Here is an 18,451-nt window from a genome sequence, read left to right on the forward strand (position 1 = left end):
CATGGTGGCGCTAAGGTGGCTCGGCGGTCGAGTCTCATTTCGGGTTCGGCCCAAAACGCTCGGCGTCATGGTGTTGATGGCTCTTTTGATGGCGTTGCTGTGGTTGCTCAGTATTGGCATCGGCAGTTATGCGCTCTCGATGCAGGCGCTATTGGATGAGGTGATGAGTGCGCTCGGCATGCAAGGCTCCATCGCTGATAGCCAGGCGGCGTTGGTGATGTGGGAGCTGCGCTTGCCGCGCAGTTTAGCGGCCTTGCTCGCGGGAGGCTTGTTTGCGCTTTCAGGAGCGCTGCTGCAAAACCTGACCCGCAACCCTCTCGCCGATCCCAGTTTGGTCGGTATCAGTCAAGGCGCGGCGTTTGCCGTGGTGTGTTTGACGATGCTGTTTCCGGAGGCGATCGACGCTTGGCGTGAAGTGAGCGCGTTTACCGGGGCGATGGTGGTCGCCGCGGGCGTGCAGAGCTTGAGTGGCTCTGGGCATCCGCTGAAATTTATTTTAATGGGTATCGGGGTGGCGGCGTTTTTCAGTGCCTTGACCTCAAGCTTGCTCACTTACGGTGACATTGACGCTGCCATGTCTGCACTGGCGTGGCTATCGGGCAGTGTGCATGCGGTGACTTGGTCTGAAGTCGGACTGCTCTCCATCGCGCTGCTGACCACCTTGGCGTTGGCGATCGGCCAAGCACGTAACATGGCGGCATTGTCGTTTGGTGTTGATATGGCGGTCGGTCTGGGCGTGAACAGTGTTTGGGCGAGCCGTATTCAGTTGATGCTGAGTGTGTGCGCGGCGGCGCTAGCGACCGCCATTGTTGGGCCGATCGGTTTTGTCGGTTTGCTTGCACCGCACATGGCGAGAAAGATGACCATCGCAGGTCCTAATAGCCACTTAATATTGACTACATTGGTCGGCGCAAGCTTAGTGCTGTTCGCCGATACCTTAGGGCGCACCCTGTTTGCGCCGACGCAATTGGCCGCAGGCTTAGTGACCGCGCTTATCGGCGCGCCTCTGTTTGCGCTGCTTTTAATGCGAAAACAACAAGGCTAGAAAAAGAGAAGGGATACATCATGGTAAGAGAAGTCACTCGGCTAGGCGCGTTGCTGTTGGCCAGTGTCGTGAGTGTGTTGGCGCAGGCCTATCCGCTGACGATTGAACACAAATACGGTCAGATTGAGCTTAGCGAACAGCCGCAGCGCGTGGTCTCTGTCGGCGTCACGGATCATGATGATATTCTGGCGCTCGGCGTTATCCCGTTAGCCGTGCGCGATTGGTATGGTGACCAACCCTACGGCGTGTGGCCATGGGCGCAAGATGAGTTGGGCGATGCGAAGCCGGTATTACTTAAAGGACAAACGGTCGATTTTGAGGCCATCGCGCAGCTGAAACCGGATCTGATCATCGGCGTCTCTTCCGGCATGGATAAGAAAACCTACGACAAGCTCAGCACGATTGCGCCCACGCTCGCACAATCTGGTGCTTATACCGATTGGGCGATGCCGTGGGATGAGCGTCATCTTATGATAGGTAAAGCGCTAGGTTATGAAGAAAAATCGCAAGCCATAGTGCAAGATATAAAGCAGCAGATTGCTACGCTGCGGGCAAAGCACCCTGAGTTTGAAGGCAAATCGGCGGCGGTGGCGTTTTACTACAACAAACAGCCTGGCGCCTATGCGAGCAAAGACTTACGTTCACAATTTCTGATTGCGCTGGGCTTTCATATTCCAGAGTCCATTGATGCGCTCGCCAAGGAGGCGTTTTACACCTCGTTCAGCGTGGAGCGTATGGACTTGCTAGACAACGACCTAGTCATTTGGCTGACCACGGAAGAGCAGCTTGAGCAGTCTAGCAACGCTATTTTTCGTAAACGCATGCCGTTTTACAAAGAGAAACGCGAATACTTCACTGGCGATATCATCGGTGGCGCGTTCTCCTTTTTTAGCCCATTGTCGATTCAATATTTGATTGATGAAATGGTGCCAGCGATGGCGAACATTCTTGAAGAGAAGTCATCCTAGCCCAAGCGCAGAGATTAACGTCAAAGATAACGGATCAAAGAGAAGAGTATGACACACAATCGTTTACCCCATTTGTTGCTGGCAGGTTGGATGCTGACCGCGTCTTCTGCTGCGATGGCAACGGGGGCTGAGTTGAAACAGTCGCAACGTCTTGAAACAGAGATCACCACCGCAAATGCCAACACGCAAAGCCGCGTGTCGGCCAGCAGCGACAAAGCGCTCGATCTTGAAGCGCAAATTGAGCAGCGCCAAGCTGAGGTGGAAGGGCTAGAAGTGTATCGAGATCACCTTCGCGGCATGCTCGACAGCCAACAGAAAGAAATCGCCAGCTTTGATGAACAGTTGTCAGAGATTGAGCGCACGCGTGAAAGCATCGTGCCGTTGATGTACAGCATGCTTGATGGGCTAGAGGCATGGGTAGAAAGCGATCGCCCACTTCGCCAAGAGGTGCGCCGCGAACGCGTTGCCAAGTTGCGTGAAATGATGACTCAGTCTGACGTCAGTGATGCTGAAAAGTACCGCCGCATTCTAGAGGCATACCAAATCGAGTTGGATTACGGCACTAAGCTTGGTGCTTATTCTGCGCCGATTGAGGTAGACGGCAAATCACTGATTACCGAGCAGCTCTATCTCGGCCGAATCAGCTTGGTGGCGCGCAGTGTTGATCGCGCGCACTACTGGGCGTGGAATGCGTCTAACGAACAATGGCAAGCGCTCGACAGCAAAGCCGGTTTAGAGATTGATAAAGCGTTTGATGTAGCGAATAAACAAGCCGCCCCAACGTTATTGCATTTACCGGTGTCGGTTAAGGAGAGTCAACAATGAGAGGGATGACTTGGCTAGCGGCGAGCGTGATCGCCGTTTCACTGTCTACGGTCTCGCTGTCTGTTGCTGCTTCGGATGCTGCCTTACTGAAAGAGACGCAACAAGCGAAAGTTGAGCAAGCGAAGCATAATCAAGCGCGTGAAGGGGAGTTTAAGCAGCGTGAACAGGCGTTGCAGGCAGAGCTTGATAAGCTCAACGCGCAGCTTGCCTCTCTCAAACAAGAAAACGAACAGCTGTCAGAGACCTTTCAGCAAAACGAAGCCGTACTGGCCGAAAAAGAGCAAGCCTTGCATCTGGCAACGGGCAGCTTAGGTGAGCTGTTTGGCGTGGTGCGCCAAGCGGCAAAAGATCTCGACCTTGAGCAAGCTGGCTCTGTTGCGACCCTAGGTCACGCTGATCACCGAGCGGTAGTAGAAGAGATTGTGGCCGCAAGACAGCTACCAGAGAAGAGGCAGCTCTACGGCCTGTGGCAGGCGTTTGCACAGCAAATCCAGGCCAGTGCTGAGGCACAAACGCTCAACGTTGATGTCATCAACGGACAAGGTGAAACCGAGACAAAATCGGTGCTGCGTTTGGGTAGTTTTGCCTTAGCGGGTGAAGAAGGTTACTTAGATTGGAATGGTCAGCGCCAGCGCGCTACCGTGTACGCTCAGCAGCCACAGGGTGCACTGACTCTAAGCACTGATGTCATAAGCGGACTACCGATCGTTGCACTGGATGCCTCACGAGGCGCGCTGCTCGAACAGCTGGGAATGGCGCCGACTTTGCTCGATCGCATTGAGCACGGCGGTATCGTTGGCAAAGTGATCATCGCGCTACTGCTGGTGGGCATGGTGATTGGTTTGGTTCGCGGCGCAGCGTTACTGAGCGCGAAAGCAAAAATTGCCAAGCAGCTTAAACACACCGACTCGCCGCAAGATGACAATGCACTTGGGCGTATTTTGAATGTTTATCGTCAAGATAGCAGCCCGAATGTTGAGGCGTTGGAGCTGCGCTTGCTCGAAGCGGTGATGGACGAACAGCAGCACCTAGAACGTGGTTTATCGATGATCAAACTGCTGGCGGCGCTCGCTCCAATGCTTGGTTTGTTGGGTACGGTGACCGGGATGATTGATACTTTCCAAACCATTACTCAATTTGGCAACGCCGATCCGCGTGTCATGGCTGGCGGGATCTCAATGGCACTGATCACCACCGTATTAGGTCTGATTGCTGCGATGCCTCTGCTCCTGATTCACAATATCCTCGCCTCGAAAGCGGAAGCGATTCGCACCATTATCGAGAAGCAGGGTATTGGCTTGGTGGCTGAGCGCGCCGAGCAAGCGACCCGACTTGTGAAGGATGCCGCGTAATGGAATGGCTGTCTCTACTCGATTTCGGGGGGAGCACGCTTGGCAGCACCATCAACGAGTTTATGTATCGTGGTGGTCCACTGCTGTGGTGGTTAGCCGGCGTGTTGGCGCTGTTTTGGTTACTGGCGATTGAGCGATTGGTGTACCTTTTTTGGCTGTTCCCCAAAGCGCAGCATCACTGGGTCGCTAAGTGGCAACTGCGTGATGATCGCCACTCCTGGTATGCGCTCGCTCAGCGCAGCGCTTGGTTGGCCGAAGCGAAGTTGGCGCTTGATCAACACTTGTCGTTGATGAAAGTGCTGGTGGCGCTCTTCCCTATGCTGGGGCTACTCGGCACAGTAACGGGAATGATCTCCGTGTTTGATGTGATGGCCGGGCAGGGCAGTGCGCAGCCGCGCTTGATGGCTGCGGGAATTTCGATGGCCACGTTGCCAACGATGGCGGGCATGGTTGCCGCATTGGTCGGCATGTTTGCCCACGCTCGCCTCGCTAAGTGGAGCGAAACGCGTCACCTTCACCTCGAACGTTTAATGCGTATGACTAAATAGGAATGACCATGAGACTAGGTCGATACAAAAAACCGTCAGACGATGCCCAAGTGGACATGACCTCGATGCTCGACATCGTATTTATCATGCTGATCTTCTTTATCGTCACCAGCTCGTTTGTGCGAGAGTCGGGCGTAGAAGTGAACCGCCCAACGGCGGCGAATGCCACTAGCCAAAAAGACGCGGGCATTTTTATTGCCATTACCGCCAACAACGAGGTCTACATCGATAAGCGATTGGTCGATGTAGAGCGAGTGCAAGCGACACTCGAAAATGTTCTGCTTGAACAACCGGATGCCTCCTTGGTCATTCAAGCCGATGCCTTTGCGTTCAATGGCACTGTGGTGCAAGTGATGGATGGCGCTAAAGGGGCGGGCATTGAGAAGATCGCATTGGCCACCGAGCAGAAATAGCCGGAAGAAGGAAGGGTATCCGTATGCTAGGACGTAAATTACGATGCTAAAACGATGGCTGATTGCCACCCCATTGGCCCTATTAGTGACGCTCTCTCTCTTTGCGTTTATGGCGTGGCTGGTGGACGCAGGAAAATCGCCGCTGCCAGAGCCGCAGTCGGCGCTGCGCTTTGATGTCGTGCAAGTGGAAAACGAGCGAGCGGCGGCGCGCAGAGCAAGACAATTGCCTGAGCCACCCAAAGCGCCGACCTTGGCCCCGCAAGTGGAGCGCTTGACGACCCAAATGGCCGCGCAGCAAATTCAGACCACGGCGCTACCCAATTTGCCTAACGTCAATCTGAGTACGTCAGTAACGGGAATGGCAATGGCAACGCCAGGGCCGATTCAACTTGCGCAAAACCAACAGCTCATGCCACTGCATCGTATTGAGCCGCGTTACCCCTCGCGGGCATTGAAACGAAAAATTGAAGGCTATGTAGTGATGCGATTTGCCATTGATGAAACCGGTCGGCCCGATGCGATTGAGGTGGTGGAAGGGTCGCCTCGCGGCGTATTTGATCGTGAAGCGATGCGCGCATTGCGTCAGTGGAAGTATCAACCTTTGATCGTCGCAGGCAAAGCGACCAGACAGGAAGGGCAAACCGTGAAATTAGAATTTAGGTTGCAATAATGACAAAGGTTACAGCATGGATACGCCGTCTTTTGGCATGGTCAGTGTTGATGGGCTTGATGAGCGTCCCGCAGGCGCAGGCGCAAGAGCTATCACGCAGCGTTGCGATGCGAGTCCATCAAGCGTTTGAGTTGTCTCAGCAAGAAAAAACAGCCGAGGCGGTGACCATCTTAGAAGGTATCGACGCCGTGAAAGCGTACGATCAAGCCTACGTGGCGCGTATGTTGGGCATTTTGTATTGGCAACAAGCGCAACCTCAGCGCTCACAAGTTGCGTTGGAAAATGCGTTGTCCACTGGTGCTTTGCCGATTGAACAGGCGATTGAAACCGAGCGCATGCTGGCCGATATTTTGTTATCGACTGGGGAGCCGGCAAAAGCACTCAGACACTATCAAAGTGTGCTGGATAAACAATCCGATGTGAGTCGCTCGCAAGCTGAAAAATTGTATACCACGGAATTTTTCACTCAACTGTGGCTGCGGGTCGCTCAGTCCAATTACCAGCTGCAAGATTGGCAAGCGGTACTGTCGAGTATCAAGCAGTATCAAGCGCTAGATAAAAAAGCGGATGTCTCTTTGCTGAGCATGAAGCTTGGCGCTCAAGTGGCGCTGAGTCACTGGAAAGGAGCGGTGAGTACCACAGAGCAACTGCGTGCTTTGGAGTCCGATAACGAACTGTGGTGGAAGCAATTGACCAGCTTGCATCTTCGTTTGAAACACTACCCCGAGGCGTTGGCGACGCTCAAACAGAGAGAGCGAAAAGGCTTTGCTTTATCCTCCAGTGAGTATCAAACCTTAGCAGGGCTTTACGCCTCACAAGGCGCTCCAGAACTTGCTGCGAAGGTTTACGCCGAGCATCTGCTTGAACAAGAAGAGGCAGAGAGCTACGCCACTTTAGCTCGCTACTGGCAAGTCGCAAAGGAGTGGCAATACGCGCTAGAGGCCTGGCAACACGCCTCGCGCCTCAGTGCAGATCACCATTGGTCGTATGCGCAATTGCTGATGCAGCAGAAGCAGTATCAAGCGGCGCTGAATGTACTGGCCAGCATGCCGAGCAGTCAGCGTGTGGAATTGGCCAAGACGCAAGCTTTCTACCGATTGGATGAGCATGAAAAAGCCCTAGAAAGTGCGCAAAAGGCTCATCAACTGAAGGCCGATGAAACAACGCTGACCTGGGTACGATTCTTGACTCAGTCGCTTAACAAGGCGTCGTCTTAGGGATCAACGCGATCACCTCAGTTAAAGAATCGACCAGTGTCACTTTCTCGATAAGTGGGGGTTCTGGTGGCAGCAAATCGGGCACCATGATGACTGAACAACCTGCTGCCAAGGCCGATTTCACGCCGTTATTGGAGTCTTCTAACGCTAGGCATTGTGACGGTTTGAGGTTGAGTTGCTGGCATGCCATTAAGTAGCCATCTGGCGCGGGCTTGCCTTGACTTACTTCATCAGAGGTGATCAGGCACTCAAACTGTTCGAGGACCTCGCGGCCAGCAAAATTTCTTAGCACCTCTTTTCGACCGGATGAGGTCACGATCGCTGCCCTCACACTGTTCTGTTTAAGGTGGCGCATCAGCGTCTCAAAGCCTTTTTTGTAGTCAATGCCTAGTGCGCTGCGCTCAGTAAAGTCCTGATCTCGGCAGCGTATAAATCGCTGGAGATCAAACTCAGCACCAAAATGGTGCTGTAAGCGACGCTCACACTCGCCATCTTGTACGCCGATGAACCCCTGATAAAACTCGTCACACAAATCGAAACCTTGCTCTTGTGCCGCCCGTTGCCAGCTTTTCTTATAGAGCGACTCTGTATCAAAGATTAGCCCATCCATATCAAACAATACCGCTTTCATTGTCTTTTCTCCGTCACTGCTCTTCGTCATCAATTCTCTTGGCCATTGTGCGTCACCATCCTAACCAATTTTACGATGAAATTTTGATGAATCTTATTTTGTAATTTAATTACACATTCGCAGCTGTAATCAATATTTGATGAATAATTGAACCAAAGTCGCGCAGAGAGTGAACTGAAGTGGTGCTTAAAAATCGGATAAATAATAAAAATGAGATCTTTGTCACTAACTATTTTAAGTGTGTGGATTGTGTTTTTGTGATCTAAGTCTCTGGTTGTTGATAATCATTATCGACAAAATGGCTTTGTAATTTACTGACAGTGATTGAATGTGATTTAGGTCACCATAAAAAAGATATGTTAATGCTTTGTGTGTGATCTGGGTCACTAATTTGTGGGTGGGGGTGCCTTTTAGAAATGTTGTGATACATTTTAATCGACTTTTGAACAAACATTTTGGGCCATTTGGCCAACCAATACAAACTGAGGTCTCCCTATGTTATCACCAGAAGCTAAGATCAAAGTCCAAAACTTTGGTCGTTTTCTATCCAACATGGTAATGCCAAACATCGGTGCATTTATTGCCTGGGGTTTCATTACTGCACTTTTCATCCCAACCGGCTGGTTGCCAAACGAAACATTGGCATCACTGGTTGGCCCAATGATCAAATTCCTATTGCCACTGCTGATCGGTTACACTGGCGGTAAAATGGTGGGCGGCGACCGCGGTGCGGTTGTAGGTGCCATCACGACAATGGGTGTGATTGTCGGTACTGATATTCCTATGTTCATGGGCGCGATGATTGTCGGTCCACTTGGTGGCTACGCTATCAAGAAATTCGATGAGTCGGTTCACGGTAAAGTGAAAAGCGGCTTTGAAATGCTAGTGAACAACTTCTCTGCCGGTATCATCGGTATGATCCTCGCTATCCTAGCATTCTTCATCATTGGCCCTGCGGTAAAAGTTCTTTCTAGCGCATTGGCAGCGGGCGTAAACGTGATGGTAGAAACAGGTGCATTGCCACTCGCTTCTATCTTCGTTGAGCCAGCGAAAATCCTCTTCCTTAACAACGCGATTAACCACGGTATCTTCTCGCCACTGGGTATCCAGCAGTCTGAAGAACTTGGCCGCTCAATCTTCTTCCTAATTGAAGCGAACCCAGGTCCTGGTCTAGGTCTTCTATTGGCTTACATGGCGTTTGGTAAAGGTAACGCGAAGCAGTCGGCAGCGGGTGCGTCAATCATCCACTTCCTAGGCGGTATCCACGAAATCTACTTCCCATACGTGTTGATGAACCCTCGTCTTATCCTTGCGGTTATTGCCGGTGGTATGACAGGCGTGTTCACTAACGTGATGTTCGATTCTGGTCTTATTTCTCCAGCGTCTCCTGGTTCAATCTTTGCGGTACTACTGATGACGCCTAAAGGCTCATACGTGGGTGTGGTTCTATCTGTGATTGCATCCGCCGCTGTGTCGTTCATCGTTGCTTCTATCCTAATGAAAACTTCAAAAGCGACCGACGAAGACGAGTCTCTAGAGAAAGCTTCTGCCGCCATGCACGACATGAAAGCAGCATCTAAAGGTCAAACCGCTGCAGTTTCTGTGGACCCAGCAGCAGTGAAAGCGATTTACGTTGCCTGTGATGCGGGTATGGGCTCAAGTGCGATGGGTGCCGGTCTTCTACGTAAGAAAGTGCAAGCGGCTGGTCTGGATATTGAAGTCTCGAACTTGGCTATCAACAACCTACCGAGTGACTCGCAAATTGTGGTGACCCACAAAGATTTGACAGACCGTGCTCGTACTCACGCTACTGGCGCAATGCACATCTCTCTAAGTAACTTTTTAGATGGCACTGTGTACGACAACCTTGTTGCTCAGCTAGTTGAAGCAAGGAGTGGCGCTGTAAAAAAGCCTGAGGCACCTGCAGCGACCGAGGAAAAGGAACAGACGTTGACGCTGACTAGCGACAGTGTATTCCTCGGATTAAAAGCCAACTCTAAGGAAGAGGCGATTAAGTTTGCAGGTGAGCAACTGGTCAAATTAGGCAACGTTGCACCTGAATATGTTGATGGCATGTTTGCCCGCGAAGAACTCGTGTCTACCTACCTAGGTGAGTCAATTGCGGTGCCACACGGAACCATTGAAGCGAAACAGTACGTCAAGAAAACCGGCATTGTGTTCTGCCAATACCCTGAAGGCATTCAGTGGGGTGAAGATGAGGATGACATCGCCAAGATGGTCATCGGCATCGCTGCCCAAGGTGATGAGCACAACATGGTTCTCATGGCTATTACCAATTCACTTGATGACGAAGAGGCCGTTGAGCGTTTACAGAACACAACCAACCCAGAAGATGTTCTGAATATTCTCAATGCATAGCAGTACTTTTGTCTAGCTCCTAAGTGAACGAGGCCAGTTCTCCCCCGCTCTGGCCTCCTTTTTAGTCTAGATAGCTGAAGGCTTAGTCGTGTGCTGTTAAGCCGTTAGCTATACAGATTCAACATTTGAAAGGTTAGTGATTATGAAAGCGTTACATTTTGGTGCAGGAAATATCGGTCGTGGTTTCATCGGTAAATTACTCTCAGACGCAGGCATGGAAGTCACATTTGCAGACGTCAACGAAACGGTCGTCTCTGAGTTGCAAAGACGCAACGAATACCCAGTGAAAGTCGTCGGTGAAGAGTGTGTCGTGGAAGTGGTAAAAAACGTCACGGCAGTCAACTCCGCCACCGATGAGGTGATTGGCTGCATCGCCAACGCCGACCTCATCACTACAGCGGTAGGCCCAACCGTACTCAAGATTATTTCTGGCTCGATTGCTAAAGGCATTGAGCAGCGTTTTGCTGCGGGCAACACGTCGCCACTGAACGTTATCGCGGCAGAAAACATGGTGCGTGGTACCACTCAGCTTAAAGAAGCTGTGTATGCGCATCTTAGTGATGAACTCAAAGCGTTCAGTGATGCGCACATTGGTTTTGTCGATTCTGCGGTTGACCGCATCGTGCCGCCGGCAGAAGAGGGCGAAACTGATCCACTGGCCGTCACGGTGGAAACCTTCAGTGAGTGGATTGTAGATCAAACTCAATTCAATGGCCCAATCCCAACCATCCCGGGAATGGAGTGCACAGACAACTTGATGGCGTTTGTCGAACGTAAGCTGTTTACGCTCAACACTGGTCACTTGATCACAGCTTACCTCGGTGTACTGGCGGGTCATGAGACCATCAAAGACTCGATTGAAGATCCCGCGATTCGCCAAGAAGTGAAAGCGGCGATGGAAGAAAGCGGGGCGGTACTGATTCAGCGCTACGGTTTTGATCCTAAAGCCCACGCAGCCTACATTGAGAAAATCTTAGGTCGTTTCGCCAACCCGTACTTGCGTGATGAAGTGGACCGCGTCGGTCGCCAGCCTATTCGTAAGCTCAGCCCGCAAGATCGTTTGATCAAGCCACTCAATGGCACCTTGGAGTATGGGTTGCCAAACGCGCATTTGATCAAAGGGATTGCTGCGGCCTTCCATTACAAGAATGACGATGACCCACAAGCGGTTGAATTGCAGAGCATGTTCGCAGAAAAAGGATTTGCCGAGACGCTAGCCCACTATTCAGAGCTGAATATTGACTCAGAAGTTGTTAAACTAGCCGAACAAGCGTATAACGCAATCAATGAATGATGGAACACCAAAGTGCCACTGATGTGGCACTTTCTCCTTTTGAAGAAACCATGCCAATACACTCGAGTCATGAAGTTGAACTCTTAGAAGAGCTAGCAGAATCAGCCAATGCCGCTGAGTGTCTGCTATGTGCTTATGATGTATTGGAAGACATGCTCGATGCCTTGTTAAAAAGTATTTTCCACAAAGACGATTACGCAGTGAAATTCGTCGTCGACCCATTACTGACCAGTGATGGGCCATTAGGGGAAATACTGGTGCGCATCAAGTTACTGCTCGGGCTTGGGGTGATCAGTAAACAAACTTATGACGACATCGAAGTGTTTGTCACCCTAAAAGAGTGGGTTAAGGTTCAAGAGGGGAAAGTGGACTTCTGGGACCAAGATATCGTGTTTGAGCTCAACCGAGTGAACGCGATACAGAAAATCATGCCTATCGATTACTCACCCGAGTTGGTCGAGGGATTAAATGACGAAATGAAAGCCATGTTTTTAGACCGTCATTTCCAAAAAGTGCGTTCCACCATAGTGTTGGCCGTGAACGACATCCATCAGCAGCTCGCAAGAGAAAACGCGCTGACCTCCTAGTGATTTTCTTTGTCAGTTCTGTTGACGCTATCTTTAGATAGCGTTTTTCGTCATCTACAGTAGACAGCCATTCTAGGCAATTTCCTTAGCCAACTATATCAGACAAGAAAAAAGCCACCGAAGTGGCTTTTTTGTTTCGTGCTAGCGAAAACGTCTTAGAGACCTTTGATGTTTTCCGCTTCCAGTTCAGAGAAGTATTTCACTGTCTTCACTTTGAGCTCTTGCTGCGCTGGTTCATCCGCAACGATGATTGCTTTGCGATGCATTTGCAGTGCAGTGACTGTCCACATGTGGTTTACGCTGCCTTCAATCGCCATTTGCAGTGCCAAGGCTTTGTTGTGACCAAGCGAGAGAATCATCACTTCTTCGGCATCCAGTAGCGTCGCGACACCAATCGTTAACGCAAATTTTGGCACTTGGTTGATGTCGTTATCAAAGAAGCGAGAGTTTGCGATACGCGTGTCTTCGGTCAATGTTTTGATACGAGTACGTGATGAGAGTGATGAGCCTGGCTCGTTAAACGCGATGTGACCATCAATGCCAACGCCACCCATAAATAGGTTGATCTTGCCGTAAGAGCGGATTTTGTCTTCGTAAGCCGCGCAGTGTGCATCGATGTCGTCCGCTTGGCCATCAAGCAGGTTGATGTTCTCTTCTTGAATATCAACATGGTTGAAGAAGTTGTTGTACATGAAAGAGCGGTATGACTCTGGGTGATCTGGGTCGATGCCCACGTACTCATCCATGTTGAACGTGACGACGTGTTTAAAGCTGACTTCACCAGCTTGGTATAGCTCGATCAGTGCTTTGTATGTCGACAGTGGCGTACCGCCAGTGGGTAGACCTAAAACAAATGGGCGTTCTTCCGTCGGTTTGAAGGCGTTGATTTTCTTCGCGATATGACGTGCAGCCCATTTGCCGACTTGTTCTGCATTTTTTAGGGGAATCAGTCTCATTGGTCTTTATCCTGTTTCAAGTGCTCGATTGGATTTCTTAATTTGCATTGTAAAATAAGGCGTGAGATTTCGCCACTATTTTTGTGGAATAAATGATCTTTCGTCACGAATTAGGCTGTCAATGGCTTCTATGACTCTATTCTCCACATCAATAGTGACAGTTTTTTTATAAAGCGAGAAAAGGAGTGAGAAGGGAGGGGAGGGGGTGACAAACGAGTGACTAAAACGCCGCCCGAAGGCGGCGATAGTTGTTGAGAATGTCGCTTTGAAAGCAATACTTTTTGACAGCCATATTTTTGACAGGAATAACCGTACAGCGCTTAAGGCGTCGTCTCAAGATAGGCTTTGGTTGAGATGTCGGTCCAAGCGCGCACTTTAGTGAGGTACTCGCGTTGCGAAGTGATGATCTCTTGCGCCAGTGCGTCTTTCTCCGCTTGCTCTTGCAGCAAGGCTTCTGTGGCGCTGTGCAGCGCTGACAATACTTGCGGCGGGAAGTCACGCACTTTGATGTCTGGGAACTCTTGGCTCATGCTTGCCCAACTGTTGGCATTAGCGTCAATCGCTTGGGTATACATATCAAAAGCGGCCACTCTAAAGGCGGTTTCTAAGATCACTTGCAGATCCTTTGGCAAGCTGTCCCACACCTTCTTGTTGACTAAGAACTGCGTCTCGGAACCTGGCTCGTGCCACGCGGTGTAGTAATACGGCGCGATTTTTTGAAAGCCCATGCGCAAATCAAAAGCAGGGCCGACCCATTCGAGTGCGTCAATTGTGCCTCTCTCTAGTGAGGTGTAGAGTTCCCCAGGCGCAATGTTGGTTGGAGCGGCGCCAACGCGCGCCATGACTTCACCGGCAAAGCCCGGAATGCGGATTTTCAGCCCTTGCAGATCATCAATGGTGTTGATCTCTTTTTTGAACCAGCCACCCATCTGAATATCGGAGTTACCGCCGGGGAAAGAGAGCAAATTGTGCGGCGCGTAGACTTTCTCCATCAACTCCATACCGCCACCGCGATAAAACCACGCGTATTGCTCGGTCGCCATCATGCCAAAAGGCATCGAGGAGAAAAATAGCGTATTGGGTACCTTGCCTTTCCAGTAGTAAGAACTGGAATGGCCTAAATCGTATTGACCGGATTTGACCATATCAAAAATACCCAAAGGCGCTTTGTGCTTATTGGCAGAGTCAATACGGATCTGCAAACGACCATTGGACATCTCTTCAGCCAGTTTGGCCATGTTCTTACTTGCATCACCTAAGATGGGGGTATTGGGCCCCCAAGTTTCGGCAAGTTTGAGTCGGTAGACTTTATCGTCAGCGTGGCTGACGCTAGCAAGCAGAGCGCATACGCTCGCGAGCAACGTGGTCGTCACGCGTTTCATGTTTTTGAGTGAGCGGGGAGTGGATGGCAGCATGTTGAGTTCACGTCCTTTTGTGTTGTTATTAGAATATTGCAATGTTTTTTGTCTATTGCTTCAAATTCTCTGTTAGCTTCGAATTTGCGCTATTTTTCGTCAACCATTTTATTGGTGACATCAAGTGATTAGACGAGAAGATATTCGGATAGAGAATGAATAAACAGTGAGAAGTGAGCTTAGCTGAGCAGCAAGAAGTCTAATTGCCCTAAAACTAACCGCGCTTTTAGAGTAATGATGCGATCCATAGAAAATGCCATGTGAATCACATGGCATTGAGTTTTTGCTCGACAGGGATCAATCCGCTCGCGGGTGATGATGGTCAAGGTATTGGCTTGCGGCGTCTTGCCCCATATAGCGGGCAAGAGTTTTGGTGCCAACGCGGGTTAAATCCACCATGATCAATCCATCCAAAGCGTTGTTGAAATCAGGATCGACATTGAATGAGACCAGCTTGCCATTGAGGTTCAAATATTGGCGCAGCAGAACAGGGACTCCCTTGCCTTCGTCAATACGATCAATCACGCGAGAGAGCAGTTGTAAATCCGCCAGCGCGGTTAACATGCTGGTGTTCCAGTGGGTGTCGTGTTTCGGTAGCGGGTTGGACGGCGAGACGTACTCAGCGGCTTTCGTGTCGTAGTGGTGCAGCGTCATGGTTTCTGCGAGCAGTTGTCTTGCCTGCTCGCTGTAATCACTACTGATGCTGACTGGGCCAAACAGGTGCGTATATTGAGGATGGCGAGAAACAAACGTAGCTATGCCCTTCCAGAGCAAGAGTAAAGCGCCCATGCTTTTTTGATACGGCTTATCGATCACTGAGCGGCCCATTTCAATGGCGCAGCCCATCGTATTAATAAAGCGCTCATCATATTCAAACAAAGTACGAGAGTAGAGCGCATCAACCCCTTGTTGCTCAATCAGTTTATCGACCAAACCGAGTCGGTAGGCGCCGACCAGGCGGCGTTGCTCTCTGTCCCAAATAAACAGATGTTGGTAGTGACCATCAAACTGATCGATGTCGAGGGCTAAGCCCGTTCCTTCTCCTACCGCGCGAAAGTTCTTTTCACGCAGGCGTCCGATTTCATACAACACAGAAGGAATGTAGTCGGCGCTGGTACAGTAGACGTCGAATTCACCGCTCGATAATAGGTGATGATCGCGCGGCAATTGGTTGAGATCCACTTCAAGATCGCTCGCTGGGAGAGGGCTCGCGATAGGACCGCTGAGATCAATGCCAGGCGCTTTATTGGAGCGAAGCTGAGTGTTTGCCGCTAGCAAATAGGTATTGAGACGCAGATAGTTGACGACTTGAGTATCACTGAGCGAGTGGAGCTCTTTGTACTTGATGGCCGAGCCGATGGAGAGTCGAATCGGGGTGTGTGATTTGTTGAGTAATTCTCGACCCAGCATTAATGTGCGCAGCAGTGGATGCACTTTTCCCGCAAGGTAAAAGCGTTTTGAGTTTTGGCCATCAATAAAGACGGGCACCGTGGTGGCTTTGGATCTTCGCACTAAGCTAGCGACCGAGCGGCTCCACTCTTTATCTTCTAATTTCTGAGTTTTGCTATCGACCAGTTGTGACACTTCGCCAGCGGGAAAGATCAATAAGATCCCCCCTTGCTCTAGGTGTTGGTGAGCCAGTCTCAGCGCTTTTAAATTGGCTTTGTGCGCCTGTTTGCCTTCAAACACATCCACACCAATAAATAGACGATCCAACTCAGGGACAGTTTTTAGGTACTGGTTGGCTAAGATCTGCACGTCTTGGCGGATATGCAGTAGCAATTCAGCGAGGATTACACCTTCGACACAACCCAGCGGATGATTGGCGACCACAACGGTCGCACCACTGCGCGGGATAGGATCGAGCGAGCCTTTTGCAATCTGGTAGTCGATACCTAGGATAGTTAAGGTGTAGCGAAGAAACTGTTCTGTTGTCGCGTTAGCCGGGCGCTTGGCGTAAAACTTATCCAAACGACTGAGGCCCGTGGCCCATTCAGTGAGGTTCTCACCAAGGCCAAATGGCGTTTTGCGCGGCAATCGGAAAGGGCTAGATACGTCCATATCAATCTCGTCTAAACAGGAGTTGATGATGAGCGTAGGTCATTTAGATGTCACTGAAAGGACAGTTTAGTGAGAGTTCGGTGACTGAGCGATGACGGTTTGATGACGAACGATAGGATGGCGATCAGGCAGTGAATGCTGACTCACTGCCTGATAAGGAGAGGACGATTTCGCTGTTTAAGCGCTGCGATGCACCGCCATATGAGCAAGCGTTACCAATGCTTCTTTATAAGGCGAGTCAGGCACAAGGGCAAGCTGAGCGATGGCTTTATCGGCTTCTTGATAAGCCAGCTGGCGCGTGTACTCCAAAGAGCCGGTTTCATCCATCGCGGCCAGAATCTCGTTGAGCTTCTCCATTCCGTTTGCTTGTTCAATGGCTTCGCGAATCATTGCCGCTTGTTCTGGGGTGCCATGGCGCATTGCGTAAAGAAGAGGGAGGGTCGGTTTGCCCTCGGCCAGATCGTCGCCCACGTTCTTACCCATCTCCTCGCCGTCAGAGGTGTAATCCATCACATCATCAATCAACTGGAATGCGGTGCCGAGATATTTGCCGTAGTTTTGCATCGCGAGCTCAAGTTCGGCGTCAGCGTCGGTGAGAATCGCGCCGATTTGCGTTGCCGCTTCGAATAGGCGTGCCGTCTTCGAATAGATGACCTGCATGTAGCTCTCTTCGGTGGTATCGGGATCGTTACAGTTGATCAACTGCTGCACTTCACCTTCGGAAATCACATTCACCGCGTCACTCATTAGCTCGAGGATCTTTAATGATCCGAGTGCCGTCATCATTTGGAATGAACGGGTATAGATGTAATCACCCACCAAAACACTGGCGGCATTGCCAAACGCGGCATTCGCGGTGGCTTTACCACGGCGCATGTCAGATTCATCCACGACATCATCGTGCAACAGGGTCGCTGTGTGAATAAACTCAATGAAGGCGGCAGCGGTGGTGTGATCCTGACCTTGGTAGCCCAGTGCCCGGGCAGACAGCACCGCAAGCAGAGGCCGGATTCGTTTACCGCCACCACTGACGATATAAAACCCGAGTTGGTTGATTAAAGAGACGTCAGAGTTGAGTTGGGCATGAATTGTTTCATTCACTTTTGCCATGTCATCGGCAGTGAGCGCTTGGATAGCTTTAAAATCCATTATACATCCGGCTGAAGGTTAGAACTGGTAAGGTATTCTTATCTGTATTTGTTGGCCAATAATACACTAAAAAACGTTGATTAATACATGCTTAACGGGCATGATTGGCGCACTTTTCATTGGCGATTAGCTTTTCGCCAATTTTTTAAAAATATGGCTTGTCATAGGTGCGAGCTTTCTGTAGAATCTGCGCCCTATTGATGATTAGTTTAGCGCACACCCAAATTGCCCAAAGTGCATAAGGCTGTGCGGAAAAAGCGGAGTAAGATATGTACGCTGTTTTCCAATCTGGTGGTAAACAACACCGTGTAAGCGAAGGTCAAACTCTTCGTTTAGAGAAATTAGACGTTGAAACTGGTGCAACTGTTGAATTTGATAAAGTTCTACTTGTTGCTAACGGTGAAGACATTAAAGTTGGTGCTCCTCTAGTAGAGGGCGGTAAAGTTGTAGCAGAAGTTGTACAACACGGTCGTGGCGATAAAGTTAAAATCGTTAAGTTCCGTCGTCGTAAGCACTCTCGTAAGCAACAAGGTCACCGTCAGTGGTTCACGGAAGTGAAGATCACTGGTATCAACGCTTAATCGATTAGGAGAGTTTAACAATGGCACACAAAAAAGCTGGTGGTTCTACTCGTAACGGCCGCGATTCAGAAAGCAAACGTCTAGGTGTTAAGCGTTTCGGTGGTGAATCTGTTCTTGCAGGTAACATCATCGTTCGTCAACGTGGTACTAAGTTCCACGCTGGCACCAACGTTGGTATCGGTAAAGACCACACTCTTTTCGCTCTTACTGAAGGTAAAGTGAAATTTGAAGTGAAAGGTCCTAAGAACCGTAAATTTGTAAGCATCGAAGCTGAATAATTTACCTTCTGACTGAATTCAAAAGCCCTGCCGATTCGGCGGGGTTTTTTATTTATGAACCAATACTCAGGCACTCTGTATA

Annotated in this window: 18 protein-coding genes; 13 read left to right on the forward strand and 5 right to left on the reverse strand. The window is 50.2% G+C overall.

The window, feature by feature from the left end; all coding sequences use genetic code 11:
• Position 1: 1 nt before the first annotated feature.
• The 8 genes from AC6R0S_RS01550 to AC6R0S_RS01585 are packed head-to-tail and all read left to right on the forward strand — an operon-like array spanning position 2 to position 7,038.
• Positions 2-1,045: a FecCD family ABC transporter permease gene (locus AC6R0S_RS01550; RefSeq protein ID WP_500637076.1), complete on the forward strand. Its 1,044-nt coding sequence runs from the start codon at positions 2-4 to the stop codon at positions 1,043-1,045.
• A gap of 20 nt (positions 1,046-1,065) precedes the next feature.
• A complete protein-coding gene (locus tag AC6R0S_RS01555; protein ID WP_500637077.1) occupies positions 1,066-2,013 on the forward strand; it encodes an iron-siderophore ABC transporter substrate-binding protein in 948 nt (315 codons plus the stop codon).
• Between the two features lie 48 nt (positions 2,014-2,061).
• Positions 2,062-2,838 carry a DUF3450 domain-containing protein gene (locus AC6R0S_RS01560; RefSeq protein ID WP_500632904.1) on the forward strand — a complete coding sequence of 259 codons (777 nt, stop codon included), beginning with the start codon at positions 2,062-2,064 and terminating at the stop codon, positions 2,836-2,838.
• 5 nt (positions 2,839-2,843) lie between these two features.
• On the forward strand, positions 2,844-4,190 hold the full coding sequence (locus tag AC6R0S_RS01565) for a MotA/TolQ/ExbB proton channel family protein (protein ID WP_500637103.1): 1,347 nt from the start codon (positions 2,844-2,846) through the stop codon (positions 4,188-4,190).
• The gene (locus tag AC6R0S_RS01570) at positions 4,190-4,738 is read left to right on the forward strand and encodes a MotA/TolQ/ExbB proton channel family protein (RefSeq protein ID WP_334553577.1); all 549 of its coding nucleotides are present in this window, start codon (positions 4,190-4,192) and stop codon (positions 4,736-4,738) included. Before AC6R0S_RS01565 ends, AC6R0S_RS01570 begins: the two co-directional genes overlap by 1 nt.
• Before the next feature lie 8 nt (positions 4,739-4,746).
• Positions 4,747-5,151 carry an ExbD/TolR family protein gene (locus AC6R0S_RS01575; protein WP_334553579.1) on the forward strand — a complete coding sequence of 135 codons (405 nt, stop codon included), beginning with the start codon at positions 4,747-4,749 and terminating at the stop codon, positions 5,149-5,151.
• 43 nt (positions 5,152-5,194) lie between these two features.
• Entirely contained in the window at positions 5,195-5,821 is a 627-nt protein-coding gene (locus AC6R0S_RS01580) for an energy transducer TonB (RefSeq protein WP_334568364.1), read from the forward strand.
• Positions 5,821-7,038 carry a tetratricopeptide repeat protein gene (locus AC6R0S_RS01585; protein ID WP_500637078.1) on the forward strand — a complete coding sequence of 406 codons (1,218 nt, stop codon included), beginning with the start codon at positions 5,821-5,823 and terminating at the stop codon, positions 7,036-7,038. Before AC6R0S_RS01580 ends, AC6R0S_RS01585 begins: the two co-directional genes overlap by 1 nt.
• On the opposite strand, the gene AC6R0S_RS01590 is transcribed toward AC6R0S_RS01585, so the two are convergent.
• Complete coding sequence (locus AC6R0S_RS01590) at positions 7,019-7,699, reverse strand: HAD family hydrolase (RefSeq protein ID WP_500637079.1); 681 nt, start codon at positions 7,697-7,699, stop codon at positions 7,019-7,021. The genes AC6R0S_RS01585 and AC6R0S_RS01590 overlap by 20 nt on opposite strands.
• Before the next feature lie 465 nt (positions 7,700-8,164).
• Here AC6R0S_RS01590 and AC6R0S_RS01595 point away from each other — a divergent pair, with 465 nt between their 5' ends.
• The 3 genes from AC6R0S_RS01595 to AC6R0S_RS01605 all read left to right on the forward strand — a co-directional run bounded on the left by AC6R0S_RS01595 (position 8,165) and on the right by AC6R0S_RS01605 (position 11,929).
• Positions 8,165-10,048, forward strand: a complete 1,884-nt coding sequence (locus AC6R0S_RS01595) for a PTS mannitol transporter subunit IICBA (protein ID WP_500637080.1) — start codon at positions 8,165-8,167, stop codon at positions 10,046-10,048.
• A gap of 142 nt (positions 10,049-10,190) precedes the next feature.
• Entirely contained in the window at positions 10,191-11,342 is a 1,152-nt protein-coding gene (locus AC6R0S_RS01600) for a mannitol-1-phosphate 5-dehydrogenase (protein ID WP_500629574.1), read from the forward strand.
• A 50-nt stretch (positions 11,343-11,392) separates the two neighbouring features.
• Positions 11,393-11,929 (forward strand): MltR family transcriptional regulator, encoded by a 537-nt coding sequence (locus AC6R0S_RS01605; protein WP_487902172.1) that lies wholly within the window; start codon positions 11,393-11,395, stop codon positions 11,927-11,929.
• Positions 11,930-12,084: 155 nt separating this feature from the next.
• Here the strand turns inward: AC6R0S_RS01605 and nagB are convergent, their stop codons facing one another.
• From nagB to ispB, 4 genes are all read right to left on the reverse strand, one after another.
• Positions 12,085-12,885 (reverse strand): glucosamine-6-phosphate deaminase, encoded by an 801-nt coding sequence (gene nagB / locus AC6R0S_RS01610; RefSeq protein ID WP_500637081.1) that lies wholly within the window; start codon positions 12,883-12,885, stop codon positions 12,085-12,087.
• Between the two features lie 320 nt (positions 12,886-13,205).
• Positions 13,206-14,267 carry a TRAP transporter substrate-binding protein gene (locus tag AC6R0S_RS01615; protein WP_334554112.1) on the reverse strand — a complete coding sequence of 354 codons (1,062 nt, stop codon included), beginning with the start codon at positions 14,265-14,267 and terminating at the stop codon, positions 13,206-13,208.
• A gap of 330 nt (positions 14,268-14,597) precedes the next feature.
• The gene (locus AC6R0S_RS01620) at positions 14,598-16,361 is read right to left on the reverse strand and encodes a bifunctional lysophospholipid acyltransferase family protein/GNAT family N-acetyltransferase (protein ID WP_500637082.1); all 1,764 of its coding nucleotides are present in this window, start codon (positions 16,359-16,361) and stop codon (positions 14,598-14,600) included.
• Between the two features lie 177 nt (positions 16,362-16,538).
• Positions 16,539-17,510, reverse strand: a complete 972-nt coding sequence (gene ispB, locus AC6R0S_RS01625) for an octaprenyl diphosphate synthase (RefSeq protein ID WP_500629569.1) — start codon at positions 17,508-17,510, stop codon at positions 16,539-16,541.
• Positions 17,511-17,779: 269 nt separating this feature from the next.
• On the opposite strand from ispB, the gene rplU reads away from it, so the two are divergent.
• Together rplU and rpmA are read left to right on the forward strand one after the other, a co-directional pair.
• Positions 17,780-18,091 carry a 50S ribosomal protein L21 gene (rplU, locus tag AC6R0S_RS01630; protein ID WP_000271393.1) on the forward strand — a complete coding sequence of 104 codons (312 nt, stop codon included), beginning with the start codon at positions 17,780-17,782 and terminating at the stop codon, positions 18,089-18,091.
• Positions 18,092-18,111: 20 nt separating this feature from the next.
• Positions 18,112-18,369, forward strand: coding sequence for a 50S ribosomal protein L27 (gene rpmA, locus AC6R0S_RS01635; protein ID WP_004409945.1), 258 nt, complete (start codon positions 18,112-18,114; stop codon positions 18,367-18,369).
• Positions 18,370-18,451 lie beyond the last annotated feature (82 nt).

Source organism: Vibrio sp. R15-SG3-ISO1B, assembly GCF_059833835.1.